This window comes from Adhaeribacter swui (assembly GCF_014217805.1).
Lineage (GTDB): Bacteria > Bacteroidota > Bacteroidia > Cytophagales > Hymenobacteraceae > Adhaeribacter > Adhaeribacter swui.
Window position 1 is genome coordinate 80,309 of sequence record NZ_CP055156.1, and the last position, 19,379, is coordinate 99,687.

The window sequence follows — 19,379 nt, forward strand, 5'->3', positions numbered from 1 at the left end:
TTTAAATTAAAAATCAGATAGCTATTAGAACCCTAAGTTTATCCCAAAAATAAATTGCCGGGAATTAGGATAATTAGCTTGGTCTACTCCCATAAACTGATCATCGTTGTTAGCGGTATTATCGCTAATTAAGCTGATGTCTGGATCGGCACCAGTGTATTTAGTGACAGTGAATAAGTTTTGGCCTTGGATATAAACGCGCAGGTTGTTCAGGCGGAGCTTGCTAGCGGCAGCAGCAGGCAGTTTATATCCAATTTGTAAAGTTCTCATTCTTAAGTAAGAACCTTTTTCGATAAAGTAGTCTGTAGAAATACCAGAAGAATAAGTATCAGCAGAGCTAATGATGGGCAAACTACCACCTGGATTGGTAGGCGACCAAGAGTTTTCTAATACCCGGGTACTAACGCCACCCACGAATCCTCTCATATCAGTAAACCATCTGGTAAAGTTATACAGGTCGTTACCGTAGTTCCAGAATATAAAGGTAGAAATATCAAAATTTTTGTAAGCCAAGGACAAGTTGGTACCTAACTGAAACTTAGGAATTGGATTACCAATAATAGTCCGGTCAGCATCATCAATTTTGTTATCACCATTCTGATCTTTAAGTCTCCAGGATCCAATGGTTTTATATGGCATAGCAGGTCCGGCATCTACTTCGGCTTGGTTTTGGAAAATACCATCTCTTTGATATCCAAAGAAGGAAGATATTGGATAACCTTCTTGCGTAGCAATTACGTTTCCTAAACGGCTTGCTCCAATGTAAATCACTTGTCCTTTTTCAGCCATTTGTGTCAGCTCGTTTGTGTAACGGGTAAAGTTTAAGCTGGCATCATATCTAAAGTCACCGGCAAAATCACCAGTTGTTCCTAAGTTAAGATCGAAGCCTCGGTTACGCATTTGACCAATGTTGATCCGGGGCTGATCGATTTCGGCTTGTAAACCATTGCGAGGCTGACCAATTAATAAATCCTTAGTTAAAACATTATAGCCTTCTAAAGTAATCGTAAACCGGCCGTTTAGTAAAGTTGCATCAATACCTAAGTTGGTAGTTTCGGTTGTTTCCCACTTGGTAGTTAAGTTACCCTGGCGCGACTGACGGTAACCCACCGTAGCAGCGGTATTTTGGCCATTAATAGGATACCAAGATTCTCTAGGACCAGAGGCATAGGTAGAAAACTGGTTATTAGCGTCTACGTTACGTTGGCTACCCATTTGTCCCCAACCACCACGCAGCTTTAACTCTGTTAAGAAGCCCAATCCTTGCATGAAACCTTCGTCCGAGATGCGCCAGGCAGCTCCAACGGCAGGGAAAACCCCTACTCTGGATTCAGGTCCGAATTTAGAAGAAGCATCCCGACGAACCGTAGCATTAAATAAATACTTATCCCGGAAGCCATAATCCACCCGGCCAAATAAGGAATAAAGAGAAGAACGGCCGGTATTGTAAGTAGAGGTATTTCGCGTACCAGTACCAGATTGAATGGTAAGGAAATCTACTGATGTTAAATCATAATTTTGATTAGATCCAGTAATACCGCGACCGGAACCTTTAACCGCTTCTGTACCGGCTAATACTTTTACGTTATGATTTTCACCAAACGTTTTATTATAGTTTAAAGTATTGGTCCAAGTCCAAGTGTTAAAGAAACCAAAGCTTTCTGAAAATGCATTTTGGGTTTGGTTTTCAGAACGTTCATAGGTAGTGGAAGTATACGAATTTGAATACTCATTACTGTAATCTGTACCGAAAGATGTGCGAGCAGTTAAACCTTTTAGAATATCTACTTCGGCGAATACGTTACCAAAAATTTTATAGCCGTACCGCTTGTTGTTTCTATTACGCGTTAAGTTAGCAACGGGGCTACTACCATTACCAGATTCACCAACCCGATTACCGGCAAAACCACCATTGATATCATAGACTGGCAAATACGGCACCATCCGGTAGGCTTGTGCCCAAGCGCCACCTTCACCTGCTTCGCCGCCTCCTTGTCGGGTTTCGTAGGTTAACTGTAAGTTTTCACCTACCCGGATTCTTTTAACCGGATTAAAAGTAGTATTGGCCCGTACCGTAAAACGGTCATAGCCGGTGTTAATAATAGTACCTTCCTGGTTAAAATAATTAGCTCCTAAAGAATATGTACCTTTCTCAGAGCCTCCGGTAGCTGAAAGCTGGTGGCTTTGGATACGAGCCGGCCGGGTAATTTCCTTGAACCAGTTAGTACCAGGGCTCGTTTTGATAATTTGATAGAAAGGAGAGTTGGGACTGATATTGTATTTACTAGGATCGGCTAACGGATCGCCAGCCATAACCCCCCAGAAAAGTTAGGGCTAATCACTAAATAATCAGGAACAACCGGATTAACGCCGTTACCAAATATACGTTGTCCTCTAATAACGCCTTTATCATCCGGAACACCATAAGGGGTGCCGCCATTTCTAGCAGCCGTAAACACATATTCCCCGTATTGCTGGGTATTCAGCATTTTAGGCATGGTGCTTTCGGGTATTACCTGTACACCGGCGTAGGAATCCAGCGAAATATTGGAAGTACCGGCTTTACCCCGCTTAGTGGTAACAATAATTACCCCGTTAGCCGCACGTGAGCCGTAGATAGACGCCGAAGTAGCATCTTTTAGTACCTGCAACGACTCAATATCTTGCGGGTTTAAAGAAGCCGGGCTTTCAGTTGGTACCCCATCAATTACATAAAGAGGGTCGTTGTTACCGAAAGAGGCAAAACCCCGGATACGTACTTTAGCGCCAGCCCCTGGTTGACCGCTACCGCTTACGGTTACCCCAGAAGCGCGGCCTTGTAACTGAGACTGCAGGTTAGCCGCCGGTGTTTGCAATAATTCGGTAGGCTTAACTACCGATACAGAACCAATAATGTCCCGTTTCTTCTCAGTTGTATAACCCGTTACTACTACTTCTTCCAAGGCGGTGGCATCTTCGGCTAGGGTTACGTTAACGGCTCCTGGCCCGGTAAAAGATTTTTCCTGGGTAGTATAACCGATAAACGAGAAAACCAAAGTACCCGGCGTTTCTGGCACCGAAATGGAGTAAGTTCCTTCTGGGCTGGTTGTGGCACCGGTAGATGTTCCTTTTAATAAAACGGTAACGCCAGGCATGCCTTCGCCGGTATCAGATACTACTTTACCGGTAATTTGCCAGGCGGGTGCTGTTTTTGCCCGGTAGTTAATTACATCGGGCCGGGTGTTTTTGTTAAAATCAACAAAGAGAATATTAAAATAATTGAGTTTTTCAGTTTCAGATTTATTGGTTGTATTCTCAACTGTAAGATTTGCGGTATTGTCGCTGCTTACAATAGCGTAGGTTTTGCTGTTAATTTTTTCGTAGGTAAGCTCAGCGGGCAACAGTAGCTTGCCTAAGGCACTTTCCAGTTTATCAGAGTAAGCTATCTTGGATGTTTGAATGTACTTTCCTTCCAGATTTTTCTTCTCGTATAAAAAAGAAACATTGTACTCGGTTTGTAAATCTTGCAGCACTTCGGTTAGCGCGACTGTCTTTTTCAGTTCAGACCGGCTAAGTTGCTGCCCGGCAGCCTGGTTATTGGCCAGCACAATGGTTTGAGCCTGGGATTGCCCCTGCACAAAGGCCATTGCTACTGCACAACACACGCCCCGGAAAATCAACTTTGTTCGTTTTGTAGTCATTTTCGATAGCAAACTTTGGTTAATGGTTTATTTGATAAATGGTGATTGGTATTTATAACTATTTGCCTTTTAAAATTAAGGTATTGCCCTGGTGCGCAATATCTAACTGAAAAGACTTGGAAAGCGCTTTTAACAAAGTTTCTACATCTTCTACATACACTTCGCCGGTTAATCTTCGATCCATGAGCGTAGAATCATTAACTTCTACCTGAAAACCGTAATTATTTTCTAACAGAGTAGCAATATCCCGGATAGAAGTATCATCGAATAAAAGTTTTTTATGAATCCAGGAAGAGTAAATTAAAGGGTTTACTTTTTTCTTCACGAATTCTTTATTATCTGCCCGCAGTTCGGCTAGTTCACCAGGCTGCATCAGCGTTGATTTTCCAGGGGCTAATTCTTGCGCGCTTAAAGCTACTTTGCCAGAGTTTAACACCACCTTTGTCCGCGATTTCCGATTATTTACATTAAACTTAGTACCGAGTACTTTAACCTCCATATCATCGGTATGCACAATAAACCGGGCATTGCCTTGTCCGGGCTTTTTCTGAACGCTAAAAAAAGCTTCTCCTTCCAACCATACTTCCCGGTCTTTACTTATGCTCCAGTTATCTGTTAATGTTAATTTAGAATTACTGTTTAATACCACCGTAGATTTATCAGGCAATACAATAGTGGTTGTTTCGCCGTAGCCGGTTTTATATTGCAGCTTGCCGGTAGTTTTATAATAGATAACCCCAATTATTGTTGCCAGTAATAATCCCGCCCACACAGCCACCATTTGCCTGGTAAAAAAAGGCTGCCTGGTTTCTTCCGGAGTTGAATTACCCATATTTTGATTATAAGCAATCTGCTGGGTTACGCGTAACCAGCCTGCGTCTATCATCTGCCGGGAAACCTGGTTTTTTTTAAAATTTATGCCTCGTATAATAGCTGCTGCCTCGTTGGCTAAGGAGCGTTTATGCGGATTACTGCCTAACCATGCCTCCCATTGCAATATGTCGTCCGGGTTTGTTTTATTAACCCAGTTTTTAAAGGATTCATCTTGTATAAAATCCTTCAGCTTGTATTCAGAAAATTTCATATCTCATAAATCCACTTCTGCTATAATTTACTTTATCAGTTTGGTAAGCGAACCCCAATAACATTTATTTAGCTTAGGCTGTTGGTATGAATAGCAATTATCTTCCAAGTTTCAGCAGACCTTCAATAACCAGATACAGCTATTTCTATTTCATACTCTCTTTTTTGTATTTTTTTAAATTTTTCTACTAAACCTTTTTATTTAAATTAACCCTATGCACTCGGTAATTCTATAAAACTTCGTACTTAACCCTTTGGCATAAGCCTACCCAAGCCTATTATTGCAAAATTTCAGAAATAAGAATTGTTTTAGTTAATAATTGTATTGAACCTACCCACATTTACTGCTATAATAACAAGCAACAAAGCCATTATTTTAAAATTTTTAAATTTTAACCCTTTTATTAAGATATTATTTAAAAATACAAGCTGAGGAAGCAAATAAATATAAATATGTAAAATTTTATATGCTAGAATTTGCTTATTTGTGAAGCAATAATTACTATAGTAGTAGCATTATTCGAACTTAAGGTTAGATTAAACTTTTTGCCTATTCCAAACTTTTACAATCCGTACACTTATTATGCATTTGGTAGTTACCCAATCAAAAGAGGATTACCTAGTAGATTACTCCTTACAAACTGATTCTGAAATTTGGAACGATTTTAAGAAAGGCGAAGAACTTGCATTTTCTTACATTTATCACAAATTTTACAACGACTTGTATTATTATGGAATGAAGATTACCAATGCCGATGAAATTGTACAAGATGCCATTCAAGAACTTTTTGCTTCGCTCTGGAAAAATAAAGCCCAATTAGGCTATGTGCAGGCTATTAAATTTTATTTATTAAAATCTTTACGGCGGGGCATTATCCGCCACTTAGAACGGGATAAAAAGTATTATTTACGAGCAAATATTTTTGGTAGTAACCAGCCCGATATCGCGTTTTCGGAAGAAGAAATTACTATTTTGGAAGAAACCAGCCTGGAAAAACGGCAACATATTTCTAATTTGCTTAATGCTTTATCTAAGCGGCAAAAAGAAGTTATTTATTTAAAATATTACGAAAACCTGGAGTTTGATGAAATAGCAGAGCTGATGGCGCTTAATTACCAGTCCGTGATTAATCATATTCATAAAGCTTTTAAAAAACTGCGTCAAGACAAAGAATTTGCCCGCATTTATTTAGCCGGAAAATAAGGTTTAAGGTTCTACTCCTTCCGTTACTCCGTGCGGCTTTACACTTGAAATTTTAAAAAATTTAAAAGATTACTGCGGCCTCACTTTTTTGGCAAAAGCTTCCTGCGGATTTATTTCAATTAATTGCCTGATTTCGGATGGTTTAAATCCGGCTTTTTTAAGCGCTGGCAAAAAAACAGTAAACAGTGTATCGTACTGCTGAAATTTACCCCCATTCTTTTCGCCTACGTGGTACCACCCGGCATCCTGCGAGATTAAAGTTTGTTTTAAGAAACCAGCAGCTTTCATTTTTTGCAATATGGTTATATACACTGGTACATTATTGCTGTTAATACCGTCAAACTCAATCCAGGCGCCGGCTTTAGCTGCCGCTAGATGCAACTGGTTATCTTTTTCGTTTTGGGCATGCACCCAGATAAATGCTTTTCCGGAAACATTGTTTTGTTGCAAAAGCTTAATTTGAGATAAAGCCGCCTCGCCATTACCCGTGTGAGAAGCTATGGTTAAACCGGTTTTTAAATGCGTAATTGCTGCAGCCTTTACCAGATTTTGGTTTACGGTTGTTAGTGGCCCGGCATCTACACTTATTTTTATAAATCCTGGCTTAATGTTCGTTTTCTCGATTCCTTGTTCTGCTTCCGTTATCCAGCGCGAGGCTAGTTGTTCCGGCGTTTCGGTAAATGCATGCGCGGGCAAATATTTATTTTGCACAGCGCTGTAATAACCCGTGTTGGTAAGAATGGTTAGACCGCTCGCTCTACTTAACCGTTGCAGTAATTTTACGTCGCGGCCTAAGTAGGCGGGCGTACAATCTACCAATGTTTTACAGCCTGTTTGCTTTAGTTTCTGTAAGTAAGGCAGTACGCGCACAAAAACGTCATCTGGATTGTAACAGTTGGCATTTACCTGATCAGCGCCAATAAAATCAACCAGTATATGTTCGTGCGGTAAAGTTATACCTAACTTATTTTTAGGAACCGCGCCGCTTACCGATATTACAAAAGCTTGTTCTTGTGCTATTACTTGATTGCTAAGGCAACTTAAAAATCCACTTATAATCAGGATTTTTGATGCAAGCAAATAGTTATTCCACAATGGCATTGTTTTTTTTAAAATTTTAAATTTTGATTTTCTATAATCAAATACAAAGCCCTAACTAAGGATTAGGAGTATCCGGAAGTATTTCAATATCCTGAATTAATACTTTTTTTTCGATAGCTCGTCCGGCAGGCATATTGGCTAAACCACCTAAAGCAGTTTCCTTATAACGGCTCTCCATACTCTGCCCTACTTCGCCCAGTGCTTGCACACACTGATCTACGGGTATTACCGGATTTACGCCACTAATTGCTATTTGTGCCGAAGAAAAAGCAATAGCAGCTGCACTGGCATTACGCACAATACAAGGAACTTCTACTAAACCAGCTACCGGATCACAGATTAAACCAAGCATGCATTGAATTGTAATAGCTACAGCCGTAAATACCTGATCTATGGTACCATTTAAGCAATAAACAATAGCCCCCGCTGCCATGGCGGCAGCGCTGCCGGTTTCGGCTTGGCAACCGCCCACTGCTCCCGCTAAAGAAGCATTTTTTTCGATAATTAAAGCAATTCCGGCCGCAATCAACAAGGCTTCGTGTATTTTACGGTCAGGCAATTGGTGCAAGTCTTGCAAAGTAGTTAAAACGCCGGGCAATATACCAGATGCACCGGCAGTTGGAGCAGCCACTACCCGCCCCATACAAGAGTTTACTTCTTTAGCCCCCATGGCTCGGGAGATTAAGGTTTTAAACTCGGGAGATAAAACTGTTACTGGGGCTTCTGCTACCTTTTTAGCGCCATTATTTACCATTCCTGACCGGGAAGTCATGTCAGCGGTAAGGCCGGTTTTTACGGCTTCTTGCATCACCTGGTAAGCACGGGCAATATTTTGCCAGATAAACTCTTCGGTGCGGCCTTTTAATTCTATTTCGTAGGCGAGTACCGGTTGATACAAGGCTTCAGCCGTTCTTACACAATGCTTCTCCCAACTTATAAAATCATTAAAGAGTAAAGCCATTTTGATTGATATTTTAAATTTTAAAGCAGTATAATTAATGAACGTAGGTATTAATAAAACAGCCCGGGTTTATTAATATTAAGTTTTTGAAGCTTGTTATATTACCGCAAGTCATATTGTTTTCTGCCAGATCATCGAAGCTATATAGTTGTATTTCTAATAAGTACCCTAACTAGCAAATAGTATTGGTTCCAGTAGCACTAATATAAATTAATGTTTCTGTTTAATGGTTAAATTTAAAATTCTACTTTTTATAACAGTGCATAAAAAAAGGGAACCATTCATTTGGCTCCCTTTTACAATAAAAATTTAAAAATTACTTAATCAACAACTTTGTTTGTGCCTTTCTATCCGTTCCTTGCGCATTTATCAAGTACAGACCCGCAGCTAAACGCTGAGTATCTGAAAATTGCATTTGACCCGTTCCGGTAGCGTTAGTAGTTACCTGGTTATTTAGGATTTGCTTACCCATTACATCTTGTAAAGCAATATCTACTTTTTGATTAGGGGCAAAACCAGATAATTCAATTTGAACTAAGTTACCGGTTTCCGTTGGATTTGGATATACAGTTACCGCTGCTGCAATGTTTTCGGTACCTGTATTTAAGGTTTCGTTGGCGATAGCCGTAACAGTAGCAGCACTTACTTTATAAATTTCTGTAGCGGCCAAAGCAACCCGGTTAGCCGTTGGGTTAAACTTAATGGAAAGGCCCCCATCTTTTACTACTACTTCAAAGTCTTTTACTAAAGCCGCTCTATAGCCAACTTCCCGGAAGATATCAAAACCACTTAGCCGCAACTCGTTCTCTATCGTGGTGCTAAATACACGCGTACCCACCGGACCATTAAAGTAATTTTCTACAAAATGCATCCGTACCCAGTAAGTTCCATTTGCTAAAGGCACTTGGTAACGTGTTTCGGCCAGATTAGACGCCGCAGATAAATAAGTTTGATAAAGAACATCTTCGTCGGTACCAGCAATTGGTCCGGCCACAACTTGTTTATCCAGCATAATGGAGCCTTGGCGGTAAGCTTTATCTGCTTCCCAAGTTGTGCCATTTATAGTTACATTCGCATCAGCGGCGCCTTTTATACGCTTCGCAATATTTAAAGCGAAACTGGCATCATTCGCAATTCCATACAGCGGAATTCGCAGAGGCGTATGCCCAGTACTATAATGCACTATTAAAGCGGCATTTTTTAGACCACGTGTAGATGGGCTAAAATTGACATTTACATTTATTGAAGCATTAGCCGCCAGAGTAGTAGCTGGTAAAACAGCAGTAAATTCATTTAAATTAGGTCCTACAACTTCTACAGCACTAATTTGTGCACTGCTTGATGATTGATTGGTTAATTTTACCGCCACGGTTTTAGTTACTCCCGTTTGTAAGGTTCCAAAAGAAAGGGCGGATGGAGCACTAACCAAAGCAGGCACACTAGCTGGTTCATTTTCTAAACGCACATTACTAATTAGATACACATTATCTTGATAATCATAATTAGTGTACTCTGTTCCAAGATAATCCGTACCCACAATATACGTATTTGGAATTACTTTACCTTCAGAATCAATAGCCTTCCAGAAGCGCATCCCAATCCGTTTTTCAAAATTTTTATTTCTATCGGAATACGAGTCCTGTACTAAGAAGCCAAACGGTTTGGAAGATTTAAATGTGCCAGAAGCAGTCGTGGTTTTATTGGCTATACGTGGTAATAAAGATTGACCATCTAAGGCATCATGATAAAATAATCTTGTCTTGGTACCAGCTTGCTTGTCATACCAAAAAATATCTTCTACCTGCCTGCAACAACCATGATAAGCTGCCAGCTGGCTTACAACCACTGGTTGACTCAGGTCTGCTTGCATAAAGTAATCAGCAGCTACTTCATCTGAATTAGGTACAATCGTTTTTCCATCAATAGCACCATCATGTTGAGTATAACCGGTATTAGTTTTATAACCAAATGCCTGTATTATTTCTCGCGCGTAAGGTTCGTTTTTACCCTCCCCTTTATACTGCCACAAGCCGCGAAGTACAACTTCCTTGTTAGGAGCAATATCATCGTTTGAAGAAATTATTAAACTGCCATTTACAATAGCCACCCGGGTGCCGGCACTTTTAGCAATAAACTGAATGCCAACTTCGGCAGATGCTCCTTTAGCTAATTTAAGAGGCAATACTGTACTAGCATTATAAGCCGAACCATTAAAGGTTTCAATCTTCCATGCCGCGGTATTAGTAAGCGTTAAGTTATTAATTATAAGATCGCCGGTACCTTTATTGCTAATTTTTAATTTTATCCGATCATGATTTTCATTGTAAGGAGTTATAACCGGATCTGTCCGACGCCAAGGAATTTGTATAATTGAGAAAGTCAGTTGATCATTAGCTGGAAGTTTATCAGGGTTTTCCAATACCATGTAAGCATTACTGTTTAAAGGATTGGGTATGTTAAAAGATTTAACATTAAAGTTATCAAAAGTATAAGTAACAGGAGCATTAGCATTACGGTGGGTTGCAAAAATGCCTGCGTAAGCTGTACTATTGGTTAACCCCATGCCAGATATTCCTAGCGTTTTGGTAGTGTAAGTAGCGCCAACATTAGAATAATTAGTACCGTCTAACGAATAAAAACCCTCGGCTGTATTTGTCACTGGGTCTATCACTAACCGCAACCGTACAGTTTGAGTATTTAGATTATTGATTGTTCCAGTTATGCGCTGATCAGATGTTACACTTACATCATTCAGCTCTTTACGCATTTCTATCTTACTTCCATTTACTACTATTTTAATAAAGGTTTTATCGCTAAGACCAAACCATAATCCACCTTGCTCATACTGGGAGCCAACATAAGGATTGATTATATTTACATCTAACTGTAATTTAGAACGGCTATCAACTCGTACCCCTAAGGTATTAAGTTGATTATTACTATTAGTAGAAGCAATACCTTTATTTGTTACAATTTTTAATGTACCAGAACTTACAGAAAGGTTAGCAGGCACGTACCCTGGAACATTTGCGTTGGAAACACTTCCATCTGCAGTTAAGCGGGAACCAGTATAAGTATCTACCATAGTAAAACCGGTACCTATCCCATTTTTATCTGTAATAGAATTAACTACACTGTTATTAAACGTTAAAGAAAATGGCAGAGCAACACTTAGCTGGTTACACGGTAAAGTACTATAAGGATTACACGGAGGGTCTGCTACAACAATTTTAGCTTGAAGATTTATATTACCAATCAGCAGGAATACAATAAAAACTAACAGTGGTTTTAATTTATTAAAATGCGCAAATAATTCAGTTGTATAATTCATTTTCATAAGGGCAGGAAATTATTGAAATTTAAAGAAACGCAAATAATAATATATTAAATAAAAGAATTACAGTGTTTTAAATAGTAAAAAAATACAATTCTAAATACAATCTCTCATGTTTAACGGCATTTTACTGCTTAAAGTTACAACAAAATAACAAAATATCTATATATTTTAAACAGAATAGCTTTAATAAGTATCCTGTAATTTTATTTGTTTATTTTATTGCTAGCTATGATCTAATCTCACTATATAATTCATCTAATAAATTGTATAAATTTTAAATCAAATTTATTAAAATAAGTACTATTTGAATTCTGGTATATCTAAATCATATAAATGAGATAATGATTAAACCAGTTCTCTTAATGAAATTACCTTTTGTGGAAGTATTCTTCTGCCAATTAGAAGTATTTATAAGCTATAGCGTTTTACAAGTACCAAATCGCTATAGCTTATAAATTGGCTTAAAGTTCATAAATTAAATGCGTTCAGATGTTTTGCACAACTCATTTTCCAATAAATACATTACAACAGCTGATTATTGGCTTGATATGAGGAGTTTTCTTTTGGAACAGCTATATGGCTAGCAGAGTTACTACTTTTTAGGGCGGTTTACTGGTTGTAGGGATTGGTAACTGTTGTTTGGGGAGAGGTGTATGTTAGTTGTTTGGTTTGGTGGTGGTAGGTAGGGGTATAAAAGCAGAAAAGCCTCTTTCGGTTGAAGGAAAGAGGCTATTCAGAAGAAAGGGGGTTGGCGGCTACCTACTCTCCCGCATGTGATTGCAGTACCATTGGCGCTACGGGGCTTAACTTCTCTGTTCGGAATGGGAAGAGGTGAACACCCGCGCTATAACCACCATTATTGTGCTCCAGCACCTGGCTGGGAAGCTGCGCTAGGCAGCTTTGCTATTTTTTAGTCTTTTAACATAATACGGTAAGAGAAGTCCTTGGCAGTAAACACCGCGTAAACCAGAAAACGAAGGGCTATTAAGAAAGCTTACGGGTAATTAGTACGGCTCAGCTTTGCAGTTTCTTGCTTTACACCTACCGCCTATCAACGTGATCATCTTTCACGACCCTTAAAAGAAATCTCATCTTGAGGTGAGTTTCGCACTTAGATGCTTTCAGCGCTTATCTCATCCCAGCGTAGCTACCCGGCGCTGCAGCTGGCGCCACAACCGGTGCACTAGCGGCTGGTCCAACCCGGTCCTCTCGTACTAAGGTCAGGTCCTCGCAAATTTCTTACGCCCACAACAGATAGGGACCGAACTGTCTCACGACGTTCTGAACCCAGCTCGCGTGCCACTTTAATCGGCGAACAGCCGAACCCTTGGGACCTTCTCCAGCCCCAGGACGTGACGAGCCGACATCGAGGTGCCAAACCTCCCCGTCGATATGAGCTCTTGGGGGAGATCAGCCTGTTATCCCCGGCGTACCTTTTATCCTTTGAGCGATGGCCCTTCCATGCGGAACCACCGGATCACTATATCCTACTTTCGTACCTGCTCGGCTTGTCGGCCTCACAGTCAAGCACCCTTCTGCTATTGCACTCTACGCACGGTTACCAAGCGTGCTGAGGGTACCTTTGAAAGCCTCCGTTACTCTTTTGGAGGCGACCACCCCAGTCAAACTACCCACCAAACACTGTTTCCCTTTCGAGATTAGGCTCCAAATAACTCAAGGGTGGTATTTCAACGTTGACTCCACGACGCCTAGCGACGCCGCTTCATAGTCTCCCACCTATCCTACACATGAGTTATCCAGAGTCAATGTTAAGCTATAGTAAAGGTGCACGGGGTCTTTCCGTCCCGTTGCGGGTACTCGGCATCTTCACCGAGACTACAATTTCACCGAGCTCACGGCTGAGACAGCGCCCAGATCGTTACACCATTCGTGCAGGTCGGAACTTACCCGACAAGGAATTTCGCTACCTTAGGACCGTTATAGTTACGGCCGCCGTTTACTGGGGCTTCGATTCAGAGCTTCGCCTTGCGGCTAACCCCCCCTCTTAACCTTCCAGCACCGGGCAGGTGTCAGGCCTTATACTTCATCTTTCGATTTCGCAAAGCCATGTGTTTTTGTTAAACAGTCGCCTGGGCCTTTTCACTGCGGCTTCTTGCATCGCTGCAAGGAAGCGCCCCTTCTCCCGAAGTTACAGGGCCATTTTGCCGAGTTCCTTGGCCGTGATTCACTCGAGCGCCTGAGGATGCTCTCCTCGACTACCTGTGTCGGTTTACGGTACGGGTAGCTTATTAGTAATCGCTTAGCGGGTTTTCTTGGAAGTCTGATTAGGGTCATTATCTCCTTGCCCGAAGGCGCAGAGTACTATCGTCTTTCATCAAGTCCGGCGGATTTGCCTACCAAACTTTTAACTACGGACTTCAACGCACTATTCCGTCAGTGCGCAGACCTTTCACTCCTCCGTCACCACATCACTCTAATAAGCTAGTACGGGAATATTAACCCGTTGTCCATCGACTTAACCTGTCGGTATTGCCTTAGGACCCGACTAACCCTGAACCGATTAGCGTTGTTCAGGAAACCTTAGTCTTGCGGCGGGCAGGTTTCTCACCTGCCTTATCGTTACTTATGCCTACATTTGCTTTTCTCAACGCTCCAGCACCCATTACCAGGCACCTTCGACGCTGTTGAGAATGCTCCCCTACCACATGTATTACTACATATCCATCGCTTCGGTATTATACTTGATGCCCGATTATTATCGATGCCCTGTCGCTCGACCAGTGAGCTGTTACGCACTCTTTAAATGAATGGCTGCTTCCAAGCCAACATCCTGGCTGTCAAAGCAACTGGACCTCCTTTGTTCAACTTAGTATAAATTTAGGGACCTTAGCGGATGGTCTGGGTTGTTTCCCTCTCGGCCTGGGACCTTAGCACCCCAAGCCTCACTGCCGTGTATATTTACTAGCATTCGGAGTTCGTCTGGATTCGGTAGGATGTGACTCCCCCTAGTCCAATCGGTAGCTCTACCTCTAGCAAACTCTAACCACGACGCTGTTCCTAAAAACATTTCGGGGAGTACGAGCTATTTCTCAGTTTGATTGGCCTTTCACCCCTACCCTCAACTCATCCAAATCCTTTTCAACGGAAACTGGTTCGGTCCTCCATGTGGTGTTACCCACACTTCAACCTGGTCAAGGGTAGATCACAAAGTTTCGCGTCTACCCCCTCTGACTATGCGCCCTATTCAGACTCGCTTTCGCTGCGGCTCCATGTTTTCAAACATTTAACCTTGCCAGAGAGGAGTAACTCGTAGGCTCATTATGCAAAAGGCACGCCGTCAGTCCACGAAAGACCTCCGACCGCTTGTAAGCGTATGGTTTCAGGTTCTATTTCACTCCTTTATTCAAGGTTCTTTTCACCTTTCCCTCACGGTACTGGTTCACTATCGGTCTCTCAAAAGTATTTAGCCTTACCGGATGGTACCGGCAGATTCAGACGGGATTTCGCTGGTCCCGCCCTACTCAGGATCCCACTAGGGCTGAAAAGCTTACGCTGACAGGGCTATCACCTTCTCTGGCTTACCTTTCCAGGTAATTTAGCTTTAATTTTCAGTCCCACCTCGTGGTCCTACAACCCCAGTATTGCCGTAACAATACTGGTTTGGGCTCTTCCGGGTTCGCTCGCCACTACTAACGGAATCATTCTTATTTTCTCTTCCTCCGGGTACTTAGATGTTTCAGTTCTCCGGGTTTGCTCACCTTGCGGTGTGACTGGTCTTCAACCAGCCGGGTTGCCCCATTCGGAAATCTCGGGATCAATTCGTATGTGCCAATCCCCCGAGCTTATCGCAGCTTATCACGTCCTTCCTCGCCTTTGAGAGCCTAGGCATCCCCCATACGCCCTTAGTAACTTTCTTAATAAAATCGTTTACTCTTTACTCGTATTTTTGTCTACTCTAGTTTCTTCTCTTACCATTATGTCAAAGAACTTTTTAGTTGTAGATCTTAGACCCTCGATGTTAATCATCTGGCTTCTAATAATCTGCCCTAAGTGTAGTAAAGACCTGCTGTCTTTACTTAATTGAATGAAGTGTGGAGAATAACGGAGTCGAACCGTTGACCTCCTGCGTGCAAAGCAGGCGCTCTAGCCAGCTGAGCTAATCCCCCTAGTTCTATAGAGTGGGCCTGCCTGGACTCGAACCAGGGACCTCTACATTATCAGTGTAGCGCTCTAACCACCTGAGCTACAAGCCCTCAGCTTTTAGTTGAGTGGCAAGCTCCGGCTTCTAAACTTTCCTCTTCTCTCTATCCGTTCTGCCCAGCTTTTCGCCCTTTGGCTTACACGCAGCTGTGATGCCACTTCTTTTTTGTTTTACCAACCACCTGCTGTGGTTAGCCTCTTAGGATTTGAATAAGGAAAAGAAAATAACAAACCTGTTAAAGTAAAGCTGTAACAATCAGCTCCAGAAAGGAGGTGATCCAGCCGCACCTTCCGGTACGGCTACCTTGTTACGACTTAGCCCCAGTTACCAGTTTTACCCTAAACGGCTCCTTAACGGTTACCGTCTTCAGGTCTCCCTGACTTCCATGGCTTGACGGGCGGTGTGTACAAGGCCCGGGAACGTATTCACCGCGTCATTGCTGATACGCGATTACTAGCGATTCCAGCTTCATGAGGTCGAGTTGCAGACCTCAATCCGAACTGAGAACGGTTTTTTGAGATTGGCATCTTATTACTAAGTAGCGACCCTCTGTACCGCCCATTGTAGCACGTGTGTAGCCCTAGGCGTAAGGGCCATGATGACTTGACGTCGTCCCCACCTTCCTCACTGCTTGCGCAGGCAGTCTCTCTAGAGTCCCCACCATGACGTGCTGGCAACTAAAGATAGGGGTTGCGCTCGTTGCGGGACTTAACCCAACACCTCACGGCACGAGCTGACGACAGCCATGCAGCACCTTGCTTTGTGCCCCGAAGGGAAGCCTCATCTCTGAGGCGGTCACGCGCATTCTAGCCTAGGTAAGGTTCCTCGCGTATCATCGAATTAAACCACATGCTCCACCGCTTGTGCGGGCCCCCGTCAATTCCTTTGAGTTTCACCCTTGCGGGCGTACTCCCCAGGTGGATAACTTAACGCTTTCGCTAAGACGCTGACTGTGTATCGCCAACATCGAGTTATCATCGTTTACAGCGTGGACTACCAGGGTATCTAATCCTGTTCGCTCCCCACGCTTTCGTGCCTCAGCGTCAGTTACAGCCTAGTAAGCTGCCTTCGCAATCGGAGTTCTGGATCGTATCTATGCATTTCACCGCTACACGATCCATTCCGCCTACCTCGTCTGTACTCAAGCCTCACAGTATCCATGGCAGTTCAACAGTTGAGCTGTTGGCTTTCACCACGGACTTATGAAGCCGCCTACGCACCCTTTAAACCCAATAAATCCGGACAACGCTTGCACCCTCCGTATTACCGCGGCTGCTGGCACGGAGTTAGCCGGTGCTTATTCATCTAGTACCGTCAGTTCCTCTCGCAAGAGTATTTTCTTCCTAGATAAAAGCAGTTTACAACCCAGAAGGCCTTCATCCTGCACGCGGCATGGCTGGGTCAGAGTTGCCTCCATTGCCCAATATTCCCTACTGCTGCCTCCCGTAGGAGTCTGGTCCGTATCTCAGTACCAGTGTGGGGGATCATCCTCTCAGAACCCCTAGTCATCGTCGCCTTGGTGAGCCGTTACCTCAACCAACTAGCTAATGACACGCATGCCCATCTTTTATCGCCTCAGCTTTAATCATCCTCAGATGCCCTCAAATGATATTATGCGGTATTAATCCGGATTTCTCCGGGCTATCCCCCAATAAAAGGTAGGTTGCATACGCGTTACGCACCCGTGCGCCACTAACTGAAGCATTGCTGCTCCAGCCCGTTCGACTTGCATGTATTAGGCCTGCCGCTAGCGTTCATCCTGAGCCAGGATCAAACTCTCCATTGTAGAATATTATTGTGAAGCATTGCTGCTCCTTGTGTCTCGCTGGATCGTTACCTGTGCTCTCTTTTAACATAAGACCCTCTAACCCGTAAGTTAGATATAGCACTTATGCGGTTTGCTATTTTCTCTTTTCACTCATTCAAAGAACTTGCTCCAACCACTTCCTGGTTGAACTTGTACTACTCTTTATTGATTAGTTAGTAGCTGTTTTTTTTACTTTTTCTCTTTCCTCCCTGCCGGAGAAACCCTTCTTTTTATTTGGGAGCACAAAGGTCAGCATCTTTTTTATTTTCTCCAAATCTAAAAGCAAAAATATTTTTTATTTTTTTTTCTGCTCTCTTCTTTGCTTGCCTTCCCGCCAGAACCTAAATCACAACGCTTAAACCGCTCCGCTTAGTTCCCTGCTGGCTCCCGCTTTTTTCCACTCTCCTTACTTCCCTTTCAACCAGCTGCCGAATTGGGAGTGCAAAAGTCTGAATTCTTTTCCTTCCCTCCAAATCTTTTCGTAACTTTTTTTTTAAAACTTTTTGCCAGTCTTAAAACCGCCGCCTCCCGCTTCAACAAGTCAAATTTTCTTCCTTCTGTAAGGCCCCAAACTGAGGTGGTTGTACCCCGGGCCTGCTGCCCTTTTTCCGTTTCGGTGTGCAAAGATAACCACCTCTTTCTCCCTTTTCCAAACCTTTTTGCAACTTTCCCGTAGCCCTGCCCCTAATCCCCTGAGTACAACCACCAAAAATTTTTTAACTCCTCCTCCTGCCCCCGCTTATCCCCTACCGCTGCAGCGTGCTCACCCGGTCCGGGCCTACACTCACTATCCTGATCGGAACTTGTAAATGTTGTTCCAAAAATGCGATATAGGAATTAAACGCTTCTGGCAAATTTTCAAAATTTGTTATTTGGCTGGTGTCTTGTCTCCAACCTGGCAAGGTTACGTAATGAGGCGTCAGTTCACCTTCAATAAATTGATGAGGAACTAAGTCCGTTAGTTCGCCATTTGATAGCTGATAATAGGTACAAACTTTAATTTCATCAAAATTATCCAGCACGTCAGCTTTCATCATATTCAATTGGGTTACCCCATTTAACATGATGGAATATTTGAGTGTAGGCAAATCTATCCAGCCACAACGGCGCGGCCGGCCGGTAGTTGAGCCAAATTCACGACCTGCTTTTCTTATTTCTTCCCCCACATCATCTAATAACTCCGTAGGAAACGGCCCACTACCTACTCTGGTGCAGTATGCTTTAAAAATTCCGTAAACTTCCCCGATATGGCGAGGCGCTACACCTAAACCTGTACAGGCGCCTGCTACCAAGGTGTTAGAAGAAGTTACAAATGGATAAGTTCCAAAATCAATGTCTAAAAGCGACCCTTGAGCTCCTTCTGCTAAAATTCGTTTGCCGTTAGCCAGAGCCTGATTGATCATGTACTCACTATCAACTAATTTGAATGATTTTAAGTACTCTATTGCCTCGAAGAACTCTTTTTCTTGTTCTTCTATATCTAACGTTTTTTGGTAAAAGCTTACTGTTTTTTTATGGCGTTCAATAATCCGGTTATAGCGGTCATCAAAATCAGCTAACAATATATCGCCAACGCGTAATCCAGAACGCCCAATCTTATCCTGATAAGTAGGGCCAATGCCTTTTAAGGTAGAACCAATTTTATTTTCACCTAAGGCTTCTTCTGAAACCCGATCGATAAACTTATGGGAAGGCAGTATAATTGCAGCTTTTTTAGAAATGTAAAGGTTATTAGCAGCATCAATTCCCCGGTCAGCCAATTTCTTCATTTCGGCTTTAAAAATAATCGGATCCAGAACTACCCCGTTACCAATTATATTTATGATATTAGGATGAAAGATTCCGGAGGGTATTTGATGTAAAACATGCTTTGTACCTTCAAACTCCAGGGTGTGGCCTGCATTAGGGCCTCCTTGAAAACGAGCTACAATGTCATAAGTAGGAGCTAGAACGTCTACAATTTTGCCTTTGCCTTCGTCGCCCCACTGAAGACCTATAAGAATATCGACTGCCATTTAAGTAGTGATTGGTGAAAAAAAAATAT

The 19,379-nt window shown here is 42.4% G+C and carries 8 protein-coding genes, 2 tRNA genes and 3 rRNA genes; 1 reads left to right on the plus strand and 12 read right to left on the minus strand.

Annotated features, from left to right (window positions below; all coding sequences use genetic code 11):
• Positions 1 to 24: 24 nt before the first annotated feature.
• The 3 genes from HUW51_RS01525 to HUW51_RS01535 are packed head-to-tail and all read right to left on the minus strand — an operon-like array spanning position 25 to position 4,764.
• Entirely contained in the window at positions 25 to 2,313 is a 2,289-nt protein-coding gene (locus HUW51_RS01525; RefSeq protein WP_185272244.1) for a SusC/RagA family TonB-linked outer membrane protein, read from the minus strand.
• A complete protein-coding gene (locus tag HUW51_RS01530) occupies positions 2,295 to 3,680 on the minus strand; it encodes a TonB-dependent receptor plug domain-containing protein (RefSeq protein ID WP_185272245.1) in 1,386 nt (461 codons plus the stop codon). Before HUW51_RS01530 ends, HUW51_RS01525 begins: the two co-directional genes overlap by 19 nt.
• Positions 3,681 to 3,738: 58 nt before the next feature.
• Positions 3,739 to 4,764 carry a FecR family protein gene (locus HUW51_RS01535; protein ID WP_185272246.1) on the minus strand — a complete coding sequence of 342 codons (1,026 nt, stop codon included), beginning with the start codon at positions 4,762 to 4,764 and terminating at the stop codon, positions 3,739 to 3,741.
• Between the two features lie 582 nt (positions 4,765 to 5,346).
• Here HUW51_RS01535 and HUW51_RS01540 point away from each other — a divergent pair.
• A complete protein-coding gene (locus HUW51_RS01540) occupies positions 5,347 to 5,967 on the plus strand; it encodes an RNA polymerase sigma factor (protein ID WP_185272247.1) in 621 nt (206 codons plus the stop codon).
• Between the two features lie 69 nt (positions 5,968 to 6,036).
• Here the strand turns inward: HUW51_RS01540 and HUW51_RS01545 are convergent, their stop codons facing one another.
• The 9 genes from HUW51_RS01545 to HUW51_RS01585 all read right to left on the minus strand — a co-directional run bounded on the left by HUW51_RS01545 (position 6,037) and on the right by HUW51_RS01585 (position 19,350).
• Positions 6,037 to 7,047: a phosphotriesterase family protein gene (locus HUW51_RS01545; protein WP_185272248.1), complete on the minus strand. Its 1,011-nt coding sequence runs from the start codon at positions 7,045 to 7,047 to the stop codon at positions 6,037 to 6,039.
• Positions 7,048 to 7,123: 76 nt separating this feature from the next.
• On the minus strand, positions 7,124 to 8,029 hold the full coding sequence (gene sdaAA, locus HUW51_RS01550; protein WP_185272249.1) for an L-serine ammonia-lyase, iron-sulfur-dependent, subunit alpha: 906 nt from the start codon (positions 8,027 to 8,029) through the stop codon (positions 7,124 to 7,126).
• A 316-nt stretch (positions 8,030 to 8,345) separates the two neighbouring features.
• Positions 8,346 to 11,366: a malectin domain-containing carbohydrate-binding protein gene (locus HUW51_RS01555; RefSeq protein WP_185272250.1), complete on the minus strand. Its 3,021-nt coding sequence runs from the start codon at positions 11,364 to 11,366 to the stop codon at positions 8,346 to 8,348.
• A 746-nt stretch (positions 11,367 to 12,112) separates the two neighbouring features.
• Positions 12,113 to 12,224: ribosomal RNA gene (gene rrf / locus HUW51_RS01560) — 5S ribosomal RNA — on the minus strand.
• A gap of 126 nt (positions 12,225 to 12,350) precedes the next feature.
• Positions 12,351 to 15,243 (minus strand): 23S ribosomal RNA (locus tag HUW51_RS01565).
• Positions 15,244 to 15,419: 176 nt separating this feature from the next.
• A tRNA-Ala gene (locus HUW51_RS01570) sits at positions 15,420 to 15,493 on the minus strand.
• Between the two features lie 13 nt (positions 15,494 to 15,506).
• Positions 15,507 to 15,580: transfer RNA gene (locus tag HUW51_RS01575), tRNA-Ile, on the minus strand.
• 213 nt (positions 15,581 to 15,793) lie between these two features.
• A 16S ribosomal RNA gene (locus HUW51_RS01580) occupies positions 15,794 to 17,314 on the minus strand.
• Together the 16S, 23S and 5S rRNA genes with 2 tRNA genes alongside form the textbook arrangement of a ribosomal RNA operon.
• Before the next feature lie 767 nt (positions 17,315 to 18,081).
• On the minus strand, positions 18,082 to 19,350 hold the full coding sequence (locus HUW51_RS01585) for an adenylosuccinate synthase (RefSeq protein ID WP_185272251.1): 1,269 nt from the start codon (positions 19,348 to 19,350) through the stop codon (positions 18,082 to 18,084).
• Positions 19,351 to 19,379: the final 29 nt, after the last annotated feature.

What these genes read in the sequence shown, in the direction of transcription:
- HUW51_RS01525 (WP_185272244.1), bottom strand. Translation starts at nt 2,313, where the DNA reads ATGGCTGGCGATCCGTTAGCCGATCCTAGTAAATACAATATCAGTCCC.
- HUW51_RS01540 (WP_185272247.1), top strand. Translation starts at nt 5,347, where the DNA reads ATGCATTTGGTAGTTACCCAATCAAAAGAGGATTACCTAGTAGATTAC.
- HUW51_RS01535 (WP_185272246.1), bottom strand. Translation starts at nt 4,764, where the DNA reads ATGAAATTTTCTGAATACAAGCTGAAGGATTTTATACAAGATGAATCC.
- sdaAA (WP_185272249.1), bottom strand. Translation starts at nt 8,029, where the DNA reads ATGGCTTTACTCTTTAATGATTTTATAAGTTGGGAGAAGCATTGTGTA.
- HUW51_RS01530 (WP_185272245.1), bottom strand. Translation starts at nt 3,680, where the DNA reads ATGACTACAAAACGAACAAAGTTGATTTTCCGGGGCGTGTGTTGTGCA.
- HUW51_RS01555 (WP_185272250.1), bottom strand. Translation starts at nt 11,366, where the DNA reads ATGAAAATGAATTATACAACTGAATTATTTGCGCATTTTAATAAATTA.
- HUW51_RS01585 (WP_185272251.1), bottom strand. Translation starts at nt 19,350, where the DNA reads ATGGCAGTCGATATTCTTATAGGTCTTCAGTGGGGCGACGAAGGCAAA.